This is a genomic window from Mesorhizobium qingshengii, assembly GCF_027563465.1.
Lineage (GTDB): Bacteria > Pseudomonadota > Alphaproteobacteria > Rhizobiales > Rhizobiaceae > Mesorhizobium > Mesorhizobium qingshengii_A.
In genome coordinates, this window is sequence record NZ_JAPFQA010000008.1 from 92892 (window position 1) to 116082 (window position 23191).

At 62.5% G+C, this 23191-nt stretch carries 20 protein-coding genes and 1 tRNA gene; 8 read left to right on the forward strand and 13 right to left on the reverse strand.

What is annotated here, in order from left to right:
* Positions 1-68 precede the first annotated feature (68 nt).
* From OOJ09_RS19005 to OOJ09_RS19040, 8 genes are all read right to left on the reverse strand, one after another.
* The gene (locus OOJ09_RS19005; RefSeq protein WP_269906653.1) at positions 69-1136 is read right to left on the reverse strand and encodes a BMP family ABC transporter substrate-binding protein; all 1068 of its coding nucleotides are present in this window, start codon (positions 1134-1136) and stop codon (positions 69-71) included.
* Between the two features lie 50 nt (positions 1137-1186).
* Positions 1187-2107, reverse strand: coding sequence for an ABC transporter permease (locus OOJ09_RS19010; protein ID WP_269906654.1), 921 nt, complete (start codon positions 2105-2107; stop codon positions 1187-1189).
* Complete coding sequence (locus OOJ09_RS19015) at positions 2107-3237, reverse strand: ABC transporter permease (RefSeq protein ID WP_269906655.1); 1131 nt, start codon at positions 3235-3237, stop codon at positions 2107-2109. The genes OOJ09_RS19010 and OOJ09_RS19015 overlap by 1 nt, the downstream gene beginning before the upstream one ends.
* The gene (locus OOJ09_RS19020; RefSeq protein WP_269906656.1) at positions 3234-4811 is read right to left on the reverse strand and encodes an ABC transporter ATP-binding protein; all 1578 of its coding nucleotides are present in this window, start codon (positions 4809-4811) and stop codon (positions 3234-3236) included. The genes OOJ09_RS19015 and OOJ09_RS19020 overlap by 4 nt, the downstream gene beginning before the upstream one ends.
* Positions 4812-4945: 134 nt before the next feature.
* The gene (locus tag OOJ09_RS19025) at positions 4946-5923 is read right to left on the reverse strand and encodes a quinone oxidoreductase family protein (RefSeq protein ID WP_269906657.1); all 978 of its coding nucleotides are present in this window, start codon (positions 5921-5923) and stop codon (positions 4946-4948) included.
* A gap of 22 nt (positions 5924-5945) precedes the next feature.
* Positions 5946-6752 carry a phosphatidylcholine synthase gene (gene pcsA, locus OOJ09_RS19030; RefSeq protein ID WP_269906658.1) on the reverse strand — a complete coding sequence of 269 codons (807 nt, stop codon included), beginning with the start codon at positions 6750-6752 and terminating at the stop codon, positions 5946-5948.
* A complete protein-coding gene (locus OOJ09_RS19035) occupies positions 6749-7363 on the reverse strand; it encodes a DUF1326 domain-containing protein (protein ID WP_269906659.1) in 615 nt (204 codons plus the stop codon). Before OOJ09_RS19035 ends, pcsA begins: the two co-directional genes overlap by 4 nt.
* 14 nt (positions 7364-7377) lie before the next feature.
* The gene (locus OOJ09_RS19040) at positions 7378-8316 is read right to left on the reverse strand and encodes a DUF2182 domain-containing protein (protein ID WP_269906660.1); all 939 of its coding nucleotides are present in this window, start codon (positions 8314-8316) and stop codon (positions 7378-7380) included.
* A gap of 70 nt (positions 8317-8386) precedes the next feature.
* Between OOJ09_RS19040 and OOJ09_RS19045 the strand changes: the two genes are divergently transcribed.
* Positions 8387-9598, forward strand: a complete 1212-nt coding sequence (locus OOJ09_RS19045) for a UbiH/UbiF family hydroxylase (RefSeq protein ID WP_269906661.1) — start codon at positions 8387-8389, stop codon at positions 9596-9598.
* Positions 9599-9771: 173 nt separating this feature from the next.
* The gene (gene hspQ, locus OOJ09_RS19050) at positions 9772-10095 is read left to right on the forward strand and encodes a heat shock protein HspQ (protein ID WP_269906792.1); all 324 of its coding nucleotides are present in this window, start codon (positions 9772-9774) and stop codon (positions 10093-10095) included.
* 93 nt (positions 10096-10188) lie between these two features.
* Here hspQ and OOJ09_RS19055 read toward each other — a convergent pair whose 3' ends face one another.
* Complete coding sequence (locus OOJ09_RS19055; RefSeq protein WP_269906662.1) at positions 10189-10818, reverse strand: invasion associated locus B family protein; 630 nt, start codon at positions 10816-10818, stop codon at positions 10189-10191.
* A 233-nt stretch (positions 10819-11051) separates the two neighbouring features.
* Between OOJ09_RS19055 and OOJ09_RS19060 the strand changes: the two genes are divergently transcribed.
* The 4 genes from OOJ09_RS19060 (at position 11052) to mgtE (ending at position 17782) form a co-directional block, all read left to right on the forward strand.
* Positions 11052-12872, forward strand: coding sequence for an extracellular solute-binding protein (locus OOJ09_RS19060; protein ID WP_269906663.1), 1821 nt, complete (start codon positions 11052-11054; stop codon positions 12870-12872).
* A gap of 16 nt (positions 12873-12888) precedes the next feature.
* Entirely contained in the window at positions 12889-13566 is a 678-nt protein-coding gene (locus tag OOJ09_RS19065; protein ID WP_269906664.1) for a DsbA family oxidoreductase, read from the forward strand.
* A gap of 687 nt (positions 13567-14253) precedes the next feature.
* Positions 14254-16146 carry an ABC transporter ATP-binding protein/permease gene (locus OOJ09_RS19070; protein WP_269906665.1) on the forward strand — a complete coding sequence of 631 codons (1893 nt, stop codon included), beginning with the start codon at positions 14254-14256 and terminating at the stop codon, positions 16144-16146.
* A gap of 271 nt (positions 16147-16417) precedes the next feature.
* Positions 16418-17782 (forward strand): magnesium transporter, encoded by a 1365-nt coding sequence (mgtE, locus tag OOJ09_RS19075; protein ID WP_269906666.1) that lies wholly within the window; start codon positions 16418-16420, stop codon positions 17780-17782.
* Positions 17783-17838: 56 nt separating this feature from the next.
* Here mgtE and OOJ09_RS19080 read toward each other — a convergent pair whose 3' ends face one another.
* From OOJ09_RS19080 to rpiA, 4 genes are all read right to left on the reverse strand, one after another.
* The gene (locus tag OOJ09_RS19080) at positions 17839-19002 is read right to left on the reverse strand and encodes a serine hydrolase domain-containing protein (protein WP_269906667.1); all 1164 of its coding nucleotides are present in this window, start codon (positions 19000-19002) and stop codon (positions 17839-17841) included.
* A gap of 43 nt (positions 19003-19045) precedes the next feature.
* A complete protein-coding gene (gene gor, locus OOJ09_RS19085; protein WP_269906668.1) occupies positions 19046-20434 on the reverse strand; it encodes a glutathione-disulfide reductase in 1389 nt (462 codons plus the stop codon).
* A 117-nt stretch (positions 20435-20551) separates the two neighbouring features.
* Complete coding sequence (locus tag OOJ09_RS19090) at positions 20552-21166, reverse strand: DUF2059 domain-containing protein (RefSeq protein ID WP_269906669.1); 615 nt, start codon at positions 21164-21166, stop codon at positions 20552-20554.
* The gene (gene rpiA, locus OOJ09_RS19095; RefSeq protein WP_269906670.1) at positions 21153-21884 is read right to left on the reverse strand and encodes a ribose-5-phosphate isomerase RpiA; all 732 of its coding nucleotides are present in this window, start codon (positions 21882-21884) and stop codon (positions 21153-21155) included. The genes OOJ09_RS19090 and rpiA overlap by 14 nt, the downstream gene beginning before the upstream one ends.
* 164 nt (positions 21885-22048) lie before the next feature.
* Here rpiA and OOJ09_RS19100 point away from each other — a divergent pair, with 164 nt between their 5' ends.
* Entirely contained in the window at positions 22049-22735 is a 687-nt protein-coding gene (locus OOJ09_RS19100) for a phosphoglycolate phosphatase (protein ID WP_256754471.1), read from the forward strand.
* A 137-nt stretch (positions 22736-22872) separates the two neighbouring features.
* Positions 22873-22947 (forward strand) — tRNA-Val (locus tag OOJ09_RS19105).
* Positions 22948-23191 lie beyond the last annotated feature (244 nt).

Here is a 23191-nt window from a genome sequence, read left to right on the forward strand (position 1 = left end):
ATTCCGTTCACGCAAGCAAAAGAAAAGGGCGCCTCGCGGCGCCCTCTTCATTTCAATATCCGCGCCCCTTACTGCGGCAGCTTGTCGTCGACACCCTTCACATAGAAGTTCATGCCGAGCAGCGTGCCGTCGTCGGCGACCTCGCCTTCCTTCAGCCATGGCGTGCCGTCCTGCTTGGCGATCGGCCCGGTGAAGGGGTTCCAGCCGCCGGCGATCTTCTTCGAGGTTGCCTCGGCCATCGCCTTCACGTCGTCGGGCATGTTGGTGAAGGGCGCGAGCTTGACCGCGCCGTCCTTGATGCCAAGCCAGACATTGTCCGGTTTCCAGGTGCCGTCCAGCGCCGCTTGGACCCGGCTGATATAGTAGGGGCCCCATTCGTCGGTCAGCGAGGTCAGCTGCGCGTTCGGCGCGAACTTGATCATGTCGGACGACTGGCCAAAGCCATGCAGCTTGCGCTCCTCGGCCACTTGCAGGGCAGCGGTCGAATCGGTGTGCTGGACGATGATGTCGGCACCCTGGTCGAACAGCGCCTTGGCGGCGTCGGCTTCCTTGCCGGGATCGAACCACGAGTTCACCCAGACGATCTTGGCCTTGAAGTTCGGGTTGATCGACTGTGCGCCGAGCATGAAGGAGTTGATGCCCATCACCACTTCGGGGATCGGGAAGGAAACGATGTAGCCGGCGACGCCGGACTTCGATTCCTTGGCGGCGATCTGGCCGAGCACATAACGGCCTTCATAGAAACGCGCATTGTAGAGGCCGAGATTGTCGCCGGACTTGTAGCCGGTCGCGTGCTCGAACATCACCTTGGGGAATTTCTTGGCGACCTTCACTTCGGCGTCCATGAAGCCAAACGACGTGCCGAAGATGATCTTGCAGCCTTCGCGTGCCAGGCGCTCGAAGGCGCGGTCGGCATCGGGGCCTTCGGAGACGTTCTCCAGATAGGCGGTTTCGACCTTGTCACCGAGCGCTTTTTCGACCTCAAGGCGGCCCTGGTCGTGCTGGTAGGAGTAGCCGAAATCGCCGATCGGGCCGGTATAGACCCAGCAGGCCTTCAACTTGTCGGCAGCCTCCGCGGACGCGGCCAGCGACAATGTCGCTGTCGTGGTCATCAGGGCAATAAGCAGTTTTTTCATTGTGTTACCTCTCTGTGTTAAGCCTTGGAGCTTCCCGTTTGTTATTATTGTCAACGATCCGGAACGAATGGCTGCCCCAGGGATGCCGGCGTGTTCATCATCGTCAGACGCTTGTTGCGGGAGATTAGAACGAGAACCACGACGGTTGCCAGATAGGGCAGAGAAGAAAGCATCTGCGAGGGCACGGGAATGCCAAAAGCCTGTGCATGAAGCTGGCCGATCCACACAGCGCCGAAGATGTAGGCGCCGGCCAGCACCCGCCACGGCCGCCACGACGCGAACACCACCAGCGCCAGAGCGATCCAGCCGCGGCCCGCGGTCATGTTCTCGACCCATTGCGGCGTGTAGACCAGCGACAGATGGCCACCCGCGAGGCCGGCACAGGCGCCGCCGAAGATGACCGAGAGATAGCGGTAGCGGATGACCTTGATGCCGAGTGCGTGCGCCGATGCGTGGCTGTCGCCGATCGAGCGCAGCGTCAGTCCGGTACGGGTCTTGAACAGGAACCACATGACGGCGGCGGTCAGCGCGATCGAGATGTAGAAGATCGGGTCCTGGCCGAACAACAGCCTCCCAATGACGGGGATCGAGGTCAGGCCCGGAATGTCGAGATTGGGCAGCCTGACGCCAGGCTGGCCGACAAAGCTCGTTCCGATCATGCCGGAGAGGCCAAGGCCAAGCAGCGTCAGCGACAGGCCGGTCGCCACCTGGTTGGTGGCCAGCGACAGCGTCATGACGGCGAACAGCAGCGAGAACAGCGCGCCCATGGCGATCGCCGCCAGAAGGCCGATCCAGGGCGATCCGGTCAGGTAGCCGGCCCCGAAGCCGCCGACCGCGCCCATGATCATCATGCCTTCGACGCCGAGATTGAGCACGCCGGAGCGTTCGACCACCAGTTCGCCGATCGCGGCGATCAAAAGCGGCGTCGCCGCCGTGGCGATGGTCAGCAGGATGTTGACGGTGATGTCCATCAGCGGGCTTCCTTCAACTTCGGCGCGGCATCGAGCTTGGCCGCGCCGTCCGGTTTCGTTAGCGCCAGGCCGATCAGACGAATGCGATAGTGAATGAGCGTGTCGCAGCCGAGCACGAAGAACAGCAGCATGCCCTGGAACACCCGCGCCACCTTGTCGGAAATGCCGAGCGCGCTTTGGACGGCTTCGCCGCCGAGATAGGTCAGCGCCAGCACCAGGCCGGCGGCGACGATGCCGAGCGGGTTGAGCCGGCCAAGGAACGCCACGATGATGGCGGTGAAGCCATAGCCGGGCGAAATCACCGGCTGCAGTTGGCCGATGGCACCGGAGACTTCCGAGATGCCGGCAAGGCCGGCAAGCGCACCTGACAGCAGGAAGGCGAAGAACACCATGCGGTTGAGACCGAAGCCGGCGAAGCGCCCTGCCCGTGGGCTGGATCCCAGCACGCGCACCTCGAAGCCCTTCAGCATGCGGCTCATCAGGATCCAGATCAGCACAGCGGCGATCAGCGCGAAGGCGAAGCCCCAGTTCGCCCGCCCGGCGTCCGGCATCAGCTCGGGCAACACAGCCGAGTCGCCGAACTGGATCGTCTGCGGGAAACCATGGCCCTGCGGATCTCGCCATGGCCCGCGCACCAGCCAGTCGAGGAACAGCTGGGCGACATAGACCAGCATCAGGCTGGTCAGGATCTCGTTGGTGCCGAAGCGCGTCTTCAGCAAGGCAGGGATCGCCGCATAGGCCGCGCCGCCGACCATGCCGAGCAAAAGCATCAGCGGCAGCACCAGCGGGCCTTCGAACTGCGGAAACAGCACCGGAATGCTCGAGCCGAAGATGCCGCCGAGGATGAACTGGCCTTCGGCGCCGATGTTCCAGATGTTGGCCTTGTAACAGACCGATAGGCCCACCGCGATCAGGATGAGCGGCGCCGCCTTGATCGCCAGTTCGTGCAACTGCCAGACCTGGCTGATCGGCTCGATGAAATAGATCCGGAAAGCGGTCAACGGATTGACGCCGAGCAGCGCGAACATGATGGCGCCGGCGATGATCGTCAGCGCGAAGGCAATGAACGGCGACAGTGCCGAAAACAGCGCCGAGCGCTGCGGACGTTTGACGAGTTCGAGGCGCATCATGCCGTCTCCAGCGTGTGTTCGGCGTGACCGGGTTCGGCGCCGCCCATCAGCAGACCGACCTTCTCGAAGGTCGCTTCGGCGATCGGCATGGGTTTGGACAGCTCGCCATTGTGCATGACCGCGATGGCATCCGATATCTCGAACAGTTCGTCGAGATCCTGGCTGATCACCAGCACCGCCGATCCGCTGCGCGACAGCTCGATCAAGGTCTGGCGGATGCGGGCGGCGGCACCGGCGTCGACGCCCCAGGTCGGCTGGTTCACCACCATGACGCTGGGCCGGCGGTCGAGTTCGCGACCGACGATGAATTTCTGCAGATTGCCGCCCGAAAGTGCCGCGGCCTCCGGATCCGGTGCGCTCTTGCGCACGTCCATCGCCGCGATGATGCGTTGGGACGCGGCGTAGATAGCGCCGCTCTTGACCATCCCGCCGGTGCCGACAAAGGCCTTGCCGTCGGTGGCATGGCGCGACAACAGCAGGTTTTCCGAGAGCTTCATGCGTGGCGCCGCACCGTGGCCGAGACGTTCTTCGGGCACGAAAGCGGCACCCAGCAAACGCCGTCCGGTGATGGTAAGGCCACCTGCGTCCTTGCCGCGGATGCGTACGGACGCGGCATCCTGCTGCAACACCTCGCCCGAGACGGATTCGAAGAACTCGCCCTGGCCGTTGCCGGCGACGCCTGCGATGCCGATCACCTCGCCGGCGCGGACATTCAGGCTGATGTTCCTGAGCGGGATAGAGAACGGCGTTGCCGGCTTGCGAGTGAGGCCGCGGATTTCGAGCAGCGGCTGCGCCGTCTCGATCCCCTCGGCCGGCGCACGCACCACGGCCTGCACCTCGTTGCCAACCATCATGCGCGCCAGCGAGGCCGCGGTTTCCTCGCGTGGATTGCAGTGGCCGACCACCTTGCCATGTCGCAGCACGGTGGCGCGGTCGCAGATGCGTTTGACCTCTTCGAGCCGGTGCGAAATGTAGAGGATCGATTTGCCTTCCGAGCGCAGTCGTTCCAGCGTCTCGAACAGCTTGTCGGCTTCCTGTGGCGTAAGCACCGAGGTCGGCTCGTCGAGGATGATGAGCTGCGGCGTCTGCAGCAGGCAGCGGATGATCTCGATGCGCTGGCGCTCGCCGACCGACAGGTCGCCGACCATCGATTCAGGATCGAGCGGCAGGCCATAGCTGTAGGAAAGCGCCCTCGCCTTGGCCGCGATGCTGCCGATCGGCGAACCATCATCCAGCGACAAGGCGATGTTCTCCGCCGCGGTCAATGCCTCGAACAGCGAGAAATGCTGGAACACCATGCCGATGCCGAGCTTTTTCGCAACGCCGGGGCTGGTGATCCTGACCGCCTGGCCGTTCCAGAAAATCTCACCGGAATTGGGCTCCAGGGATCCGAACAGCATCTTGACCAGCGTCGACTTGCCGGCGCCGTTCTCGCCGAGCAAAGCGTGGATTTCACCCCTGGCGATGTCGAGATCGATATGATCGCACGCCGTCAGCGCGCCAAATATCTTGGTAAGGCCACGAACCTCGAGCAAGTTCGTGCCATCCTGATTTGCACCCACAGTGCCTCCCATCTGGTTAGCCAGATATGTTCTGTGTTCCCGCAAGCATGGTAGGCGCGGCCGGCTCCCATCGGAAAGCGGCACGCGTCTTGAAAGAGCTTCAAGAATTTCAGCGGAAATTCAAGGGATAGCAAGGCCAGAAGGGACTAAGGGATAAGAATGGTTGTCCCGGTTGTTCTGCGGCCTTCGAGATCGGAATGCGCCTTGCCGGCATCCTTCAGCGCGTAGCGCTGGTTGATCTTGATCTTCACCGCGCCGCTGAGCACGACCTCGAACAAGGCTGCGGCGGAGGCCTCGAGAGCCTCACGTTTTGCGTTGTAGACGAACAATGTTGGCCTTGTGGCGAACAAGGAGCCCTTCTGTGCCAGCAATGACATGCTGAACGGCGGGATCGGACCCGAGGACTGGCCGAAGCTGACGAACATGCCGAGCGGCTTGAGGCAGTCCAGCGACGCCGGAAACGTGTCGTTGCCAACCGAATCGTAGACGACATCGCATTTTCCGCCGCCCGTGATGGCGGCGACGCCGGCGACGAAATCCTGCTCCCTGTAGTTGATTACATGGTCGAAGCCATGCGCCTTGGCGAGTTCGATCTTGTCGGTCGAGCTGGCCGTGCCGATGACAGTCGCACCGAGATGCTTCGCCCATTGGCCCAGGATCAATCCAACGCCGCCGGCCGCGGCGTGAAACAGGATGGTGTCGCCTGCCTTCACCTTGAAGGTGCGCCGCAGCAGGTACTCGGCGGTCATGCCTTTCAGCATCATCGCGGCCGCCTGTTCGTCGCTGATGCCATCCGGGACCTTGACGACGCGGCTGGCATCGATAACCCGCTCTTGCGCATAGGCGCCCGTCGTCACGGCATAGGCGATGCGTTCGCCCGGCTTCAGCCAGTCGACGCCCTGGCCGACTTCCAGCACCACGCCGGCGGCTTCGCTGCCGGGCACGAGCGGAAATCCGCCAGGCGGCGGATAGAGGCCCGAACGATGATAGACGTCGATGAAATTGAGGCCGATCGCCGTGTGCCTGATCAGGATCTGCCCGGATCCCGGCCGGCCGGGATCTGCATCCTCGTAGGTCAGAACTTCCGGACCACCATTGGCGTGGATACGGATCGCTTTGGACATGGGCTAGGCTTCCTCTGGCTGATCAGCCCTTTTTGGCACCGAGATTTGGAAAGAACTGCATGATGCCGCCGATGCAGGCAAGGTAGAGCCCGGTAATGGTGATGCCGATCTTGGTGAAGGTGCTGACTTGCTCGCCCAACACGCCGATCTGATCGTAGAAGGCGGCGAGAGCCGCCTGCGCCAGGGCAAGCGCGCCGAAGGCGCACCACAAAAGGGTCACCGTAAGATTGATGGGCCGCAGCCGCACCACCCGCACCGGATGGATGAAGTTGATCGGCACGAAAGTCAAAATGCCGGCCACCACCACCACCGCGAGCGAAACCCATTGTCCCGGCTCAATGACAAACAGTGTGAACACCACCATGTTCCAGACCACGGGGAAGCCCTTGAAGAAGTTTTCCTTCGTCTTCATGCCGGTGTCGGCATAGTAGATGGCGCTGGAGACGACGATGATCGCCGCCGACAGGAATGACAGGCCCTCCCCCATGAAGCCGCGCTGATAGAGCGCGAAGGCCGGGATCAGGACGTAGGTCACATAGTCGATGATGTTGTCGAGGAGTTCGCCAGACCATGTCGGCAGGATTTCCTTTACCTCGAGTTTTCTGGCGATCGGCCCATCGATACCATCGACGAACAGCGCCAGACCGAGCCACCAGAACATCGCCGTCCAGCGCTCTTCGCTCGCCGCCACCAGCGAAAGGAAAGCCAGGAACGAGCCCGACGCGGTGAGCAGATGGGCGGAAAACGCCCTTGCCTGCGGCCAGGTGACTTTCTTCTTCGGTCGCGGTATCCGATCCCGGATCTTCTTGGCCGTTGTGTTTTTGCTCACGGGCCCCGCCAATCCAGCTTGCAGATTTCGGCCGAACGGCCAGCGAAATTCCAGTTGCGGCCGAAAGCCCGCATCTTGCTCTTGTCGGACTTGGCCACGATGATCTCCGGCGCGATCCAGTATTCCGAATTGCTGATCACCGTATCCTTGTCGCGGTCCTTGCCGGGAATGGGCGTCACCGCCCCGTCGATGATCTTCGGTATCTGGAAGATGCGCGTCTTGTCGCGCGTCTCATAGGTGATCGGCGCCTGCTCGACGCCGAGGAACTTACCGACAAGGATGGAGAGCAACGATGTGGTGCCGCCCGCCTTGCCGGTGAAAATCCTTGTCAGCGCCTTGACCGCGTAGACAGAGGCGCGCTTGTCGATGAACAGGCCGGCGGTCCAGTTGCCACGGCTCATGTAGCCGGGGATTTCCATGATCAGCCCGAGATTGAGACCGGACAGGTCGACGTCGCCGAAATGGCCGGCATCGATGCGAAACCCCGCCCAGGTCTGGCAATAGCCTTCGGTCGGTGGATGACTGCCGAGAGACAGCACGCAAGGGCAAAAAACCGTGCAATTGCAGGAGAGTACGAGCTCTCCCTTCATCGCCCAGCCTTGATCTGCCATCGAAATTTCCCCCACTACAGTGAGACTACTAGCAGGGCGGCTGCCCAGACAAGCAGTATCGCACCGGCCAGCCGGGTTGGAACCCTGCTTGCTGTTTGTTTTTCAATCAGGGTGAACAGCCCGATCAAGGCCATCCAGAAGACGTTCATCACGCCGACGGCGAACATCACCAGCATCAGCGCCCAGCAGCAACCGAGGCACCATATGCCTTGCGCGACGCCAAGCCGGAAGATGCGGGCGGGTCTCGCGCTCCAGTTCGAAAACAGGATCGAGAACGGGTTTCGGCATTTCTTCAGGCAGGCTTCCTTCAGGCCGCTGAACTGGTAGAGGCCGGCAACCAGCAGGGCGAGCGCACCGGTAATGCCAAGGGCCGGTGCAAGCATCTCATCGGATGAGGCGAACGCGTGGCTGGCAAGGGTCAGCACCGCGAACATCGCCGAGGCGGCAAGCCAGACGCCGAGGTAACCGGCGACCAGCACCAGCGGATGGACAACCGGCTCGCCCTTGATTCGTGCCGTATCGGCGATTTCGCAATAGGTACGGATCATCGGTGCGGCGGACGGCAGCATCGTCGCGATCGCCATCAGGAACCACATCGCAACGAGCGCGCCGGCCAGCAGGCCGACATTTCCGTCCAGCGGCGCCGGCGACAGGCAAAGGGCGAAGAACCGGTCCAGGAAAGCCGGCAGCGGCAGCCGCGGCAGGTTCTGCAGGATCGTGTCACCAGGAGCACCGCCCCCTGCCCCCCGTCCTTCAGCGCCACGGATTGCCGTCGCGGCAAGGAACAGCCAGGCAAGCAGGATACCGGCGCCAACAACCACATTGACCGTGACGCGCGGGCTGCGTGCGATGTTCGCCGTGGCGCGGCCCGCGCGGTCGAGATGGCTGAAGTCGTCTTGCTGGCCGGTCATGACATTCGAATGAGCCGAATCGCCGCGTTGATCAAGCGGCATGAACTGACCTATATGCTCATCAACTGGCAGGTCGGGTGGACCGCCCCGCATTGTAAGCTGGAAGCTGATCTTGGAGCATCAAGGAACTGCGCGGATACTGGTTGCTGGCACTGGGCCGGCAGGACTGATCGCGGCGCTCGGTTTCGCCGATGCCGGTTTCCCGGTGACGCTCGTCGGGCCTGAGGCTTCTGCACCCGATAGCCGCACGACGGCGCTGATGAACCCTGCCTTGAAAGTTCTTGCGCGGCTGGGCGTACTCGAAGACATCAAGCCCAGTGCCGCGCCCTTGAAAGTGATGCGCATCGTCGACGCGACCAGCCGGCTGATCCGCAGTCCGGTCGTCACCTTCCGCGCCAGCGAGATCGACGAGGAACAGTTCGGGTTGAACCTGCCCAACAGCGCCCTCAATCCGACGCTCGCCCGCACGGCTGCCGCGCATGCCGGCATCGAGTGGCGCAGGTCCATGGTGGCGAGCTGGCATCTCGATACCGAGCACGCCGGTGCCATTCTGACCGACGGCAGCACTGTGGAGGCATCGCTGGCGGTCGCCGCCGACGGACGGCTGTCGCCGGCTCGCCAGGCGGCCGGCATCTCGACCTCGGCTCGCTCCTACCCGCAGGCAGCGCTTGTCCTCAATTTCCGTCACACTGGCGACCATGCCTTCACCTCGACCGAATTCCACACCGAGACTGGGCCGTTCACGCAGGTTCCCCTGCCCGGCAATCGCTCGAGCCTCGTCTGGGTGGTTAAACCGCAGACCGCGACAGAGCTTGCCGCATTGGACGATGCAACGCTTTCGCTGCGGGTCGAACAGCGGATGCAGTCGATGCTGGGCCGGGTGACTGTCGAGCCGGACCGCCAGATCTATCCGCTTTCGGCGGTGACCCCGCTGCGTTTCGCGCGAAACCGGATAGCGCTGGTCGGCGAAGCCGCCCACGTGTTTCCACCTATCGGTGCACAAGGCCTCAATCTCGGCATCAGGGATATCGAAGATCTTATTGGGATTGCTTGTGAAAATCGTCGCGATCCAGGTTCCCCTACGACCCTTGCGGCTTACGACTTCAAGCGCCGCCCCGATATTCTGGCACGCAGCAGCGCGGTCAACCTGCTCAACATGTCGCTCCTCTCCGACATGCTGCCGGCCCAGATTGCCCGCGTTACCGGGCTCGGCGTGCTCGGCGGCTTCGCACCGCTTCGCGCCTTCTTCATGCGCGAGGGACTTCGTCCCGGCAGCGGCTTCGCGGCGCTCGCGGGCGGCCTGCGAAGGACGGTGCGCCGGTAACGACCTTCCGGACATTCTTGCTGATCTGCGTAATCGACGATCGCCGATATCGCCCGCGTGTAGCGCAGCTGTGCCCCGTGTCCTGCGGTGCTTGACGGCGCGTCAAGCACCGCAGGATTGAATTGACACGCGGTCTGCGCCAAATAAAGCTAAGGAATTCAGTGGTGAGTACGATGAAAACAGCCAAATTCGCAATCGGGCAAGTGGTTCGCCACCGGCTGTTTCCGTTCAGGGGCATCATTTTCGACGTCGATCCGCAATTCGCCAACACCGACGAATGGTACGAAGCCATCCCCGCCGATGTGCGGCCGCGCAAGGATCAACCTTTCTACCACCTGCTCGCCGAGAATTCGGAAACCGAATACATCGCCTATGTGTCCGAGCAGAATCTGCTCGAGGATCAGTCGGGTGAACCGGTCAGGCATCCGCAGATCAAGGAGATGTTCGACAAGAGGCCCGACGGTCGCTACGAGCGCAAACGGCAGTCCAGACACTGATTGCCCGGGATTTGCCGGTATGGTCAGGAACGAAAAAAAGCGGGGCATGACCCCGCTTTTTCGTTGGCTTGAGAATGACCCGATGACGGGTGATCAGTTGGCGGTCTTGGCCTTGTCCTGCTCTTCCTTGAGCTTCTTGGCGAAGTCCTGATTGTTCTTGGCGACGAAGTCCTGCAGCTTCTTCTGCCGGTCCTCGATGTCCGACTGCTGCAGCGGCGGGCCGTCATAGGCGCCGCTGAAGCCCTGCAGGGCAATCTTGATCGGGTTCTGCTGGTTCTGGAAATTGACCGAGGTCAGCGTGATCGCCTGGCCCTTCTTGAACGCTCCGACGAGTTGATCGGTCAGCGGCACTTCCGCCACGCAACGGTCGGGGAAGCAGATCACATAGTCGAGCTTCACGGCCTTGCCGGTATCGATCTGCAGGCCAATGCCGGGAGGCACCAGACGACCGGTCGGGACCGTCACCTGGAACACCTTGCGGTTCACCTTGCCCTTCAGTTCGATCAGGCTCACGCCGGTGACGAGTTGGCCGTTTCCGGCCGTGACGATATTCTGGACGTTGCAGATGTCGACGTCTTCCTGCTTGGTGCAGGCCTTGAACCAGCCTTGCGGAATCTGCTGTTGCTGCTGCGCGGAAGCAGCGGGAAGCCCTGCGCCTAGAAAGCCGATCACGCCAGCGGCCATGACCGACAGGCGGTACGCGTTGCTGTTCAGGCTCGTCATGTCGTGCACTTCCTCTCAAATGATCCCGGGACCGGCTTCTTCGCGCCGTGTGGTCCAGCTACCTGTTGCCGAAATGAGGCAACAGGATGACTTCGGACGGCGTGTTACACTGCAAGCGATGCCGAATCCAGCCCGCCACTTGTAATTCTTGACCACGCCATTGGCAGTCGCGCGGTTGGCCTCATGCTAGGGTGAGCACCGAATCATCAAGCCGACCTGTTAGGGAGACGGTCATGGGCCGCGTTCTTGTTTGGCTGATCACCGCAATATCGTTTCTCGCCCTTTCGCATCGGCCGGCGGCGTCGGAGCCGAGGCACGCGGTCGCCATGCAGGGCGAACCGGCGCTGCCGCCCGACTACACGCATTTCGACTACGTCAATCCCGACGCGCCGAAGGGTGGCAGCATCACCTATTGCGTCGTCGGCAGCTTCGACAACCTCAACCCCTTCATCCTCAAGAGCCTGCGCACAACGGCGCGCGGTATGATGGACACGATCTTCGGCAATCTGGTCTTCGAGCCGTTGATGCAGCGTAGTGCCGACGAGGCTTTCACCCTCTACGGGTTGCTGGCGGACACCGCCGACATGGATCCTGAGCGCAAGAGCATCGAATTCCATCTCAACCCGAAGGCCAGGTGGTCGGATGGCGAGCCGGTAACGCCCGAGGATGTGCTGTTTACCTATGATGCCTATACGGAGAAGGGCCGCCCGCCCTACAGCGACCGCATGGCCAGGGTCGCCAAGCTCGAAAAGACCGGCGACCACAGTGTGCGTTTCACTTTCAATGAGAAGGCCGATCGCGAATTTCCGCTGATCATCGCGCTGACGCCGATCATTCCCAAGCATGCTTTCGACAAGGAAACCTTCGACAAGACCACGCTGAAGCCGCTGATCGGCAGTGGCCCCTACACCATAGCGCAGGTACAGCCCGGCCAACGCATCGTCTTCAAGCGCAATCCGGATTACTGGGGCAAGGACGTTCCGGCCAAGCGCGGTTTCGACAATTACGACCAGATCACCATCGAGTACTTCCTCAACGCCAACGCCAAGCTGGAAGCGTTCAAGAAAGGCCTTTGCGCCATCGACGACGACAGCGATCCGGTGAAGCGCGAGCGCGATCTGGATTTCCCGGCCTTCCACAAGGGCGAAGTGATTGCCGAGACCTTCGACACCGGCATTCCACCTGTGGTGACTGGTTTCCTGTTCAACACCCGGCTGCAGAAATTCTCCGACCCCGTCGTGCGGCGCGCGCTCGGCATGCTCTATGACTTCGAATGGGCCAACAAGAACCTGTTCGGCGGCAAATACACACGCACGATGAGCTATTGGCAGAATTCCGAGCTCTCCGCGCTCGGCCATCCGGCCGACGACAGGGAGAAAGCGCTTCTGGCGCCCTACCCTGGTCGCGTGCCGGCCGATGTCATGGACGGCACCTACCGGCCGCCGGTCACCGACGGGTCAGGCCAGGATCGAAAGGTGCTGAAGGCTGCCTTCGACCTGCTGAAAAGCGTCGGTTACCACGTGCAGGATGGGACGATGCTCGATCCCGAGGGCAAACCCTTCGGCTTCGAGATCCTGACTGCCTCGCAGGACGAGGAGCGTCTTGCCGGCATCTACCAGCGCACGCTGGAGAAGATCGGCATCAATGTCAGCATTCGCAGCCTCGATGGCGATCAGATCCAGTCGCGCAAGCAGCGTTTCGATTTCGAGGTGCTGGTCGGCTCGAGCGGCTTCAACAATTCGCTGTCGCCCGGCATCGAACAGACCGGACGCTGGAGTTCGGCCGCGGCCAGGGCGGAAGGCTCGTTCAATCTCGCCGGCGTTGCCGATCCGGCGGTGGACGCGGCGATCGAGGCGATGCTGCACGCCCGCTCGAAGGAAGACTATGTCGCTGCCGTTCGCGTTCTCGATCGGCTGTTGATCTCCGGCAACTACATGGTGCCGATGCAGCACAACACGCAGCAATGGATCGCCTATTGGAACTACTTGGAACATCCGCGGAAGACGCCCATATTCGGCTATCAACTGCCAGCCTGGTGGCGCAAGGCGAATTGAAGATCAGGAGATCGAGATGAGCGTACTCAACGCCATCACCGTCGATGTGGTGTCCGATGTCGTTTGCCCCTGGTGCTTCATCGGTCAGAAGCGGCTCGACAAGGCGATCGCCGCTGTCGGCGGTGAAGTGCATGTTCGATGGCGGCCGTTCCAGCTCGATCCGACCATTCCGCCGCAAGGCAAGGATCGCCGCGAGTATATGCTGGCCAAGTTCGGCAGCGACGAGCGCATCCGCGAAATTCATGCCCGCATCGAGCCGCTGGGCGAAGCCGAAGGCATTTCCTTCGCCTTCGGGGCCATCAAGGTGGCGGCGAACACGCTGGATGCGCACCGGCTGATCCGCTGGGCTGGAGCTGTTGGCGAGGATGTACAGAACCGGCTGGTGCGCCGCCTGTTCCAGCTGAATTTCGAGGAAGGCGCCAATATCGGCGACCATGCGGTCCTGATCGAAGCCGCGCGCGAGGCTGGCATGGACGCATCCGTGGCCGCCACACTCTTGCCTACCGACGCCGATGTCGAGGCGGTTCGCACCGAGATCGCCACCGCGTCGCGCATGGGGATATCAGGCGTGCCGTGCTTCCTGCTCGAAGGCAAATACGCGGTCATGGGTGCGCAGGATGTCGACACGCTGGCCGACGCCATTCGTCAGGTGGCGGCGGCGAAGGCGCGCGGCGAATTGGAAAAAGCCGGCTGAGGCACGATCTTGGCTGTACCTAGCAACGCTGGCTATTGCACCGTCGCCGTTGCCTTGCCGATGGAGAAGCCGTGACCCGTTTGCTGCCGGTGCAGCTCAGCCCCTTGGTCGACGGCTGGCAAGTGAGCGGCCTCTTGCTCCAGCCGTTGCCGTAGTCGCTCGACGTCGCAGCCGCAGCCCTGCTCGCCCGGGTTCTTGATCGGTGTGGCTGGCCCTGCCGGGCATTTTTTTGCGGCTCCGCCAAGGACGAAGAAGGCAAGCCTGTCGGAATCACGAACGGTATTTTCAGGCGTTCAGGTCAGTCCTCGGTAAGAAAATCGATCCCTCCGCACGATTTTCGAGTTCACAAAACCGTGTGAAAATCTTCCCTATGGGAAGCTTCGATGAAGGCGTGCCTGCGTCGATCAAGGGTTTGAAATCAATGGCGATATCCTGATTTTTGCTGGTGGGATTGGTGGCATTCAGGCCATGCGGTCTGTTGCCTCACGGCAACGGCCGCAGGGAGTAATCCATTCGGCCAAGTTCAAAAATTAATGGAAAATGATCAATTGGTGTTACCCTCCGTAACAAAACAAAAAAGGTTTGGGCGGGATCGTGATTCGGATCGGCAAACGATCGCAAGAGTCAGCACCGGATGAACTACACCGCGATGCCGCGAGGCGGTCGCTTCTGACGCCGGTGTCCTCGATGCGCAGCTTCTGGGGCCTGATGCGGGCTTACTGGGTCTCGGATCGCTGGAAGGAAGCCTGGACGCTGACATTGGTCATCGCGCTGCTCACGGCACTGTCGAGCAAGGCCGGTGTCTGGTTCGCCGAAGCGTCCGGAGAACTCGTAAACTCGATCGCCTTCTTCCATGACGCCGCCAACACCACGCCGCTTCGCACCCTGCTGGTCAATGCCGGCATCCTCGTTCTGCTGGTCGTGCTCAAGGACGCCGGCTTTACCGGCATCCGCAATCTTGTCTCGGCGACGTTGCACCGCAAATGGCGCGGCTGGCTGGACAGCCGCTTCAACGAAGCGCTGCTGGACACCAATCATACGCATTTCCATGCCCAGCACGCGTCGACCGGCACGGGCGCGCCCGCTCCCGACAACATCGATCAGCGTGTCCAGGAATCCATCAAGGATATGACCGGCGGCGCCATCGGCCTCGCCATGGGCGTTCTGGGGGTTGCCACCTCACTCTATTTTGTCGGCCAGAAGCTGCTCGAAACCTCTGTCGAGGTGAAGGGACTGGAGTTCCTCGGCAGCTATGGCAGTGCCGTCCTGGCCTTCCTGGCGGTTGCCACCTATGTGCCGCTGAACACCTGGATAGCGGTCAAGCTCGGCGGCCTGCTCGAGCGTCTCAACATCAGGATGCAGCAGGCTGAAGGCAGCTACCGCGGTGAGCTGACGACGTTCCTGCGCCGCAGTTTCCATGTCGCCGCCTCTCAGGGCGAAGGCGTGCAGAAGACCATGCACGGCCGGCTCTATGTCGACATCGACGGCACCTGGACGCGGCTGAACATCGTCAACACCGTCTACATGTCGTTCGAGCTGATCTACAATTTTGTCGGCGCCCGCATTGTCGCCTATGGGCCTGGCCTCGTGCCGTTTATCCACAACGGTCTCGATCTCAAGGGCTACATTACCGGCTCCGAACTCGTCAATGCGCTGATCGGCCAATGTTCGTGGTTCATCCACGTCATGCCCGCCATTGCCACGCTGCGGGCCAACAGCCAGCGCGTCACCGAACTGGCGGTGGCGATCGAGAATGTCCAGCATCCACAGGAGTTCTACAGCCAGACCGGTCGCTCCGAATTCCGCTACGCCAGCCAGAACCCGGTTTTCGGCCTGACCATCCAGAAGCTCGAGCTGGCGCATCAGGGCGAAGACGCCACGCCGTTCCTCAGTGCCGCCAATCTGCGCTTCCGGCGCGGCGAATGGACGTTCCTGAAAGGCGAATCCGGTTGCGGCAAGACTTCGTTGATCAAGGCGATCAACGGTCTGTGGCCCTATGGCCATGGCACCATCGTTTTCCCCGAGGGAGTGAGGAGCTTCTATGCCGCCCAGGAGGTCAAGCTGCAGCAAGTGTCGCTCAAGCAGCTGGTCTGCCTGCCGGGCTCCGAGCACGACCATGGCGACGCGCAGGTCGCCTCGGCATTGCACAAGGCCGGTCTCGGCGACTTCATCGAGCATATGGGCGACAACAGCCGTGAAGGCAAAAGCTGGGATCAGGTTCTGTCGGGTGGCCAGAAACAGAAGCTGGTGGTGGCTCGCATCGTATTGCAGCAGCCAGGGCTGTTGTTCCTGGATGAGGCCACCGGCGCGCTCGACCCGGAGGGCAAGGTTGCCTTCCATCAGGCGATCAAGGACAACTGTCCCGATGTCACGGTGATCAGCGTCATGCACGAGGCGGTGGCGCCGCGATCGCTGACCGGCAGCGAATTCTATCACAGCATCGTCGCGATCGCCGACGGCGTCGCCACCAAGAAGCCTTTGGTTGCGACCCTGCCTGTCGAACTCACCACCATTCTCGCGCAGCCGAGGCCCGTCGAGGACAAATGGCTGCGTTTCTCGCGCCGGCTGAAGCAGAAATAACGAGGCTGTGAGACGAGCCGACCGCGTCATGTGGCGACCGGCGATCACAGTCTCGCGAGCGTGCTCGATCGCCGGCATTTTCCCTTCTCACCACGATTGACTCGGCAAGGCGCACCCCTATGTTGCGCCGGCTTGCAGACATTCAAACGCGAACCCGCAAGCGGAAAGGTCACCGCGCCATGCCTGGCGACAGTCACAGTCGAACGCAACCGCCGTCCGCCTAGACGTGACCTGAATGGTTCATGTCCTGCCGGATGGCAAGGAGTGAACCATGAACGAATTTACCCCGATAGCGGGCGACGATGCTGTCGCAATCGCTCGTATCCTGGCCAATGATCATGTCGCCGACATTGTCGAGGCGCTGAACAGGGAGCCGCGAGAAACCGCGGCGGAGCTGCTCTGCGAAGTGCAGTTCGAGCGTCTGGTCGAGATCTTCGACCAGCCGGAACTTGATGGTGCGTCCGAACTCATGGAGACGCTGCCGCGTGCCAGGGCAGGCAGGCTGCTCACGGCCATGTCGGTCGACCGCGCCGCCGACATCCTGCGCGATCTCGATGAGCCGGCCCGCTCCGTGCTGCTCGGAGCCCTGGCGCCGCCGCTGCGCGCGACACTGCTTTCCATTCTGGGCTATCCCGAAGGCAGCGCCGCATCGATCATGACGACGGAGTTTGTCAGTGTTCCCTCGGACTGGACCATTGGCCGCACGCTCGACCATATCCGCAAGGTCGAGCGGACACGCGAAACCGTCTACGCGATCTATATCGTTGACCCGCAAACGCATCTCCTGATGCGATCGACCGGCCTGCGTCGGCTCATCATCGGTGAGCCGGACGATCTGATCATGACGGTGGCACCGGACCGCGTGCCGGTGACAGTTTCACCGCTGACCGACAGCGAGAAAGTCGCTCAACTCATTTCCAAATACGATTTGCTCGCCGTCCCGGTCGTCGACCATGGCAAGATCCTGGGCATCGTCACCATCGACGACATCATCGACACGATGATCGAGGAGACGACGGAAGACGTGCACCGCTTCGGCGGCATGGAGGCTCTCGACGAGCCGTATATGAAGATGAGTTTTCTCGCCATGATCAGGAAGCGGGGCGGCTGGCTGTGCGCGCTCTTCGTCAGCGAGATGCTGACGGCCAACGCCATGCAGAGCTACGAGGGCGAGCTGGAAAAGGCGATCGTGCTGACGCTGTTCATCCCGCTGATCATGAGCTCCGGCGGCAATTCCGGCTCACAGGCGACGTCGCTTGTCATCCGGGCGCTGGCCCTGCGCGAGATCGGTCTTGGCGACTGGTGGCGGGTGGCGCTGCGCGAACTGCCCACCGGCCTCGTGCTGGGCGCCATGCTGGGCGTGGTCGGCATCTGCCGCATCGCGCTTTGGCAATATATGGGCTTCTACGACTATGGATCGCACTGGCCGCTGATCGCCGCGACGGTGGGCGCGGCACTGGTCGGCATCGTCACCTTCGGCTCGCTGTCAGGGTCGATGCTGCCCTTTGCCTTGAAACGCATCGGCTTCGATCCGGCCAGCGCATCGGCCCCGTTCGTCGCCACGCTGGTCGATGTCACCGGGCTGGTGATCTATTTCTCGGTGGCGCAGTTGATCCTGCGCGGGACGCTGCTCTAGCGTCAATTCTTTCCGCCGCCGGCAAATGGCCGGCGGCGGGTTTCGCCCTTCCGGCCCTAGGCTTGCCTGCCATAGACCGCGTCTCGGAGCGCATCGGGGAAGGCGCCCACCATGCCGGCGATCGCCGTGTTTGTCAGCGCCACCACCGTCAGGTCCAATGTCGGATCCACGAACCAGGAATGCCCGTAGACGCCACCCCAGCGCCAGGTGCCTGCGGCCTGAGGCGTCGATGCGGCCAGCGGGTCGCGCAGGATGCCAAACCCAAGACCCCAGCCCCAGCCGGGCATGGTGGTTTCCAGGCCCGATATCGCGTCCGTGGTCATCGCCGCGGCTGTCTCGGGGCGGATAACGGGTCCGCCCCCGGAACGCACCGCCTCGAGAAGCTTGAGGACATCGCCAGCCGTACCGTTCATGCCGGTGCCGCCCGAGGCGAAGGAGGCGGGATCGAAGACGCGCCCAGGCGAGAAGGAGATGGCGCCGTCGCCGAAGGGAACGCGATGATGCTCGCCCATCGCGACGGCCTTGCCGGGTCCATCGGCGTAAGGCGTCACCAGCCGTGATCGGTCGCGCACGATAAAGGCCGCGTCATGCATGCCGAGCGGCTGGGCGACCAGGCGGTCGATCAGCTCCGGCAGGGTGGCTCCGGCGGCCCTCGCCATGACCTCGCCCAGCACGTCCATCGCCACCGAATAGCCCCAGCCTGTTCCCGGCGCGTAGGACAGCGGCACCGAGGCGATGCGTCGGAGGTTCTCGGCCATGGAAAGGCCGGGCTGGTCGAGACCGTCGGAGATCCCGGCGTGATGATAGGGTCCGTCGGCCGTCTGGCGGAAACCGTAGGACAGGCCCGCGGTGTGCGTCAGCAACTGTCGGACGGTAATGACGGGCTCGCTGCCATCCGTCAGCTTCGGCCGGAATTCAGGGATGAACTTCGCCAGGGGATCATCGAGGCCGATCACGCCTGCTTCGACAAGGGCAAGAGCCGCGGTCGCGACGACGGGCTTGGTCACCGACGCGAGCCGGAAGATCGCGTCCGCCGTGATCGTTTTTTTCGACTCGCGGTCGGCAAGGCCGGCGGCGCGGCTGTAAAGGATTTCGCCGCGTCGGGCGACAAGGATCACGGCGCCGACAATGCGCTCCTCCTCGATGGCCCTGTCGACAACTTGATCGACGCGTCCGCCAAAGTCATGGTCGAGCGGCACGGAACCGATGGTTGCGGTCATTGATTGCCCCTTGACGACAAGCGAGCTGGCGAAAGGTGAAGGGTCAGACGCGCTGGCCATCCTTCACGCGGTAGGTGGGTTTGTACATGGTGACGAGTTCTTCCGCCGCCGTCGGATGCACCGCCATCGTGCGGTCGAAATCGTCCTTGGTCAGGCCGGCTTTCAGCGGAATGCCGAGAAGCTGCGCCATCTCGCCGGCATCCGGTCCCAGGATGTGGGCGCCGAGCACCTTCTTCGACGCGCCATCGACCACCAGCTTCATCAGCATCTTCTCGTCGCGGCCGGACAGCGTGTTCCGCATCGGCCTGAAGGTGGCGCGGTAGATTTCGATGTCGGGGAAGCTTTTGACGGCATCATCCTCCGACAGACCGACCGTGCCGATCTCGGGTTGCGAAAAGACGGCGGTAGCGATCGTCTCATGGTCGGGCGCGGTCGGATTTCCCTTGAAGGCGGTTTCGATGAAACACATCGCCTCGTGGATCGCCACCGGCGTCAACTGAACGCGATTGGTAACGTCGCCGATCGCCCAGATGTTGTCGATGTTGGTGCGGGAGTATTTGTCGACAGCGATCGCACCGGTCTTGGTCATCTCCAGCCCGATACCTTCGAGGCCCATGTTCTCGGTGTTGGGAATGCGGCCGATAGCGAGCATGACCTGGTCAACCGTCAGCACCTTGCCGCCCGAGACCACTGCGTCGAGCCGGCCGTCAGGACGCTTGCGGACCCATTCGGACACGGAATGACAGAGGATCTTTATCCCCTTCTTTTCCATCGTCTCGTGCAGCATGCGCCGCAGATCCATGTCGAAGCGGCTGAGGATCTCCTTGCCCCGGTAGACCAGCGTGGTGTCGACGCCGAGGCCATGGAAGATGTTGGCGAACTCGACGGCGATATAGCCGCCGCCTTCGATCATGATCGCTCTTGGCAGTTGCTTGAGGTCGAAGGCTTCGTTGGAAAAGATGCAAAGTTCGTGACCGGGCAACGCCGGATGCGCGGCCGGCCGGCCGCCGGTGGCAATCAGGATCTGATCGGCGGTGACGGTGCGATCATCGCCCAGAAGATGCACGACATGCGGATCGACGATCATGGCGCGCGAATGGAACGTATCGCCGCCGGCGCCTTGTACATTCTTCTCGTAGATCGCCTCCAGCCGGCTGATCTCGCGATCCTTGTTGGCGACCAGCGTCTGCCAGTCGAAACTGGCCTCCGGCACCGTCCAGCCATAGCCCGCGGCATCGGCGAAATGCTCGGGAAATTGCGATGCATAGACATAGAGTTTTTTCGGCACGCAGCCGCGAATGACGCAGGTGCCGCCATAGCGGAATTCTTCGGCGATGCCGACGCGCTTGCCGAGCGCGGCGGCGACCCGCGCCGCCCTCACCCCACCCGAACCGCCGCCGATGACGAAAAGATCGTAGTCGTAACCGGCCATGACGTGGCTCCTCGAGCTTTGGAAAATCCAGAGACAGGTAGGCTGCAAACCATCAAAAGAAAAGCCCGGACAAGCCGGGCTTCACAGATGGCCGCAAGGCCGGTTGGAAACGCAGGATCAGTTCTGCGTGTCGTCCGCGGGAGCCGAACCATCGGCCGGCGCTGCGCCATCCGCCGGAGCGGCTCCATCCGCGGGAGCGGTGGCATCGGCCGGCGCCGCCGGCGCCTTCGCCTTGGCGGCTGCGGCCAGTGTCTCGCCAACCTGCTGGGCGAGATCTCGGGCGAGGCCGTTCTGCCAGATGTCGGCTGCCTTGACCAGATCACGCGTCACGGTCGGGCCGCTGTCGAGCAGCTTCTTGCCTGAGTCCGAGCTGTAGAAAGCCGCGATATCGGTAAGCTCCTTCTCGGAAAACACTTTCGCATAGGCGAGCGCCGCTTCCTTTTCCAGGTCGGCGCGGCGCGAGGCCAGCGCCAATGCCTTCTCGTTGATCGTCTTGCCGATCAGCTCCTGCATGTCCGGGTTCTTCTGGATGAGCTGCGACTCGAGCGCGGCTGCCGCCTGCGGCAGGATGTTGTCAAACGGGTCGGTCGCATGGATCGCCGCGACCGCCGCCCGGGCAGCCTTCAGGTGCGATTCCGTGACATCCTGCGAAAACGCCGGCGAAGAGAACGCGAAAATGGCCGAAGCCGCCAGAACGGCGCAAAGGCTGCGAACCCGGTTATGCAACATCATGATCGGTAGAACTCCCTGGTTTTCGGGCGGCATGGACGGTTTGGATGCCGTCGCCACCGGCGATGATGGCAGCTGACGCCAGCCCGATGAAAAGACCATGCTCGACCACGCCTGGAATGGCGTGGAGAGCATTCGAAAGCGCTCTTGTATCCGGAATGCGGCCAAAAGATGCATCGAGGATAAAATGGCCGCCGTCTGTAACAAAAGCCTGGGCCCCCGTCATCCTCAATGTAACCGGACCGGAAAGGCCGAGATTTTGTGCCGCGGCGGCAATCGCGAGTTCGGTTGCGCGCAGGCCGAACTGATTGACTTCGATCGGCAGCGGAAAACGGCCAAGCGTCTCGACCATCTTCGAGCGATCGGCAATGACGATCATGCGCTGGGAAGCGGCGGCGACGATCTTCTCGCGCAGCAGCGCCCCGCCGCCGCCCTTGATCAAGGTCAGCTCCGGGTCGACTTCGTCGGCGCCATCGACGGTCAGATCGAGCTCGGGCGTTTCCTCCAGCGTCGACAGCGGCACGCCGAGCTCGCGGCACAGCAACGCGGTGCGCTCCGACGTCGGTACGCCGATGACGGTCATGCCGGTGGCCACCTTGTCGGCAAGCAGCCGCACGAACTCCTCGGCGGTGGTGCCGGTGCCGATGCCGAGCCGCATGCCGTCCGTAACATGGGCAAGGGCCGCCCGCGCGGCCTCGACCTTCAGTTGTCTTGCATCCATGCCGCTTGCTGCCCCGAAACCTGTCGGTTGGGCTCCTAGCATTTTTGACGGTCTGGTCAAAGCCCTTGGCCGCTATCCCCCGGCCTGCTTGCCCTGACGTGCTTGCCTTGGCGCGCCGCAGCCGCTATCGCCTGCCAGTTGTACAAACCTGCGCAGGACAGACCATGACCCGCCCGATCATCGTGTTCGACCTCGACGGTACGCTGGTCGATACAGCGCCGGACCTGCTCGACAGCCTGAACCACAGCCTTGCCGCCAGCGAGCTCGCGGCCGTCGATGAAGCAGGCTTCAAGCGCTTCGTCGGCCATGGCGGCCGCGTGATGATCGAACGAGCGCATGCTGCCCAGCAGCGATCGCTTGACGTCGCCGAGCATGACCGGCTGCTGAAACTGTTCCTCGATCACTACACCGATAACATCCCCGGCAAATCGCGCCCCTACCCCGGCGTCGTCGAGGCGATCGCGCGCTTCGAGAACGCCGGCTATCTGCTGGCCATCTGCACCAACAAGTACGAAGCCAATTCGCTGGCGCTGATCGATGCGCTCGGCCTGACAAGACATTTCGCCGCAATCGCCGGACAGGACACGTTCGCGTTCCGCAAACCCGATCCACGCCACCTGACCGAGACCATCGCGCGGGCCGGCGGCGACCCGCACCGCGCCCTGATGGTGGGCGATTCGCAGACCGACATCGACACGGCGAAGGCCGCCGGCATTCCGGTGGTGGCGGTCGATTTCGGCTACACCGATCGTCATGTGCGCGAATTCGAGCCTTCTGCGGTGATTTCGCATTTCGACGCGCTGACGCTGGACCTGGCGCAAAGACTGATCGCCGCCGCTGCCGGACGCTGACCGGGAAGGCACCGGCTGCGCCGGATAGAGGCTCGAAACTGCGGCGATCCAATCCTTGCCAGAACGCCCGACACTGCCTTGACTTAACCGGCTGGCCTCCCTTATATCGCGGCTCGCTTGGCCTTCGGGCAACGAGCGGGCGATTAGCTCAGCGGGAGAGCACACCCTTCACACGGGTGGGGTCGCAGGTTCAATCCCTGCATCGCCCACCATACATTTTCCCAATAAAACCAAATAGATATCGCAATTGATCGAACGCGGTAAAAGGTCTCGGCCTTCAAGCGGGTCGCCACCGTGTCGCCACCGGACTCCCATTGTGCGACAGCCTGCCGCAGCCTCAGTCCTTTTTAGAATCGCCGTCGGACGCACTGCTTGCGAGGTGGCTCGCGACGGCTTGCCGGAGTCTACAGACCTGCAGCCTGCCTTCCGGCAGTGCCGAAGAGGTTACTGAGAAGT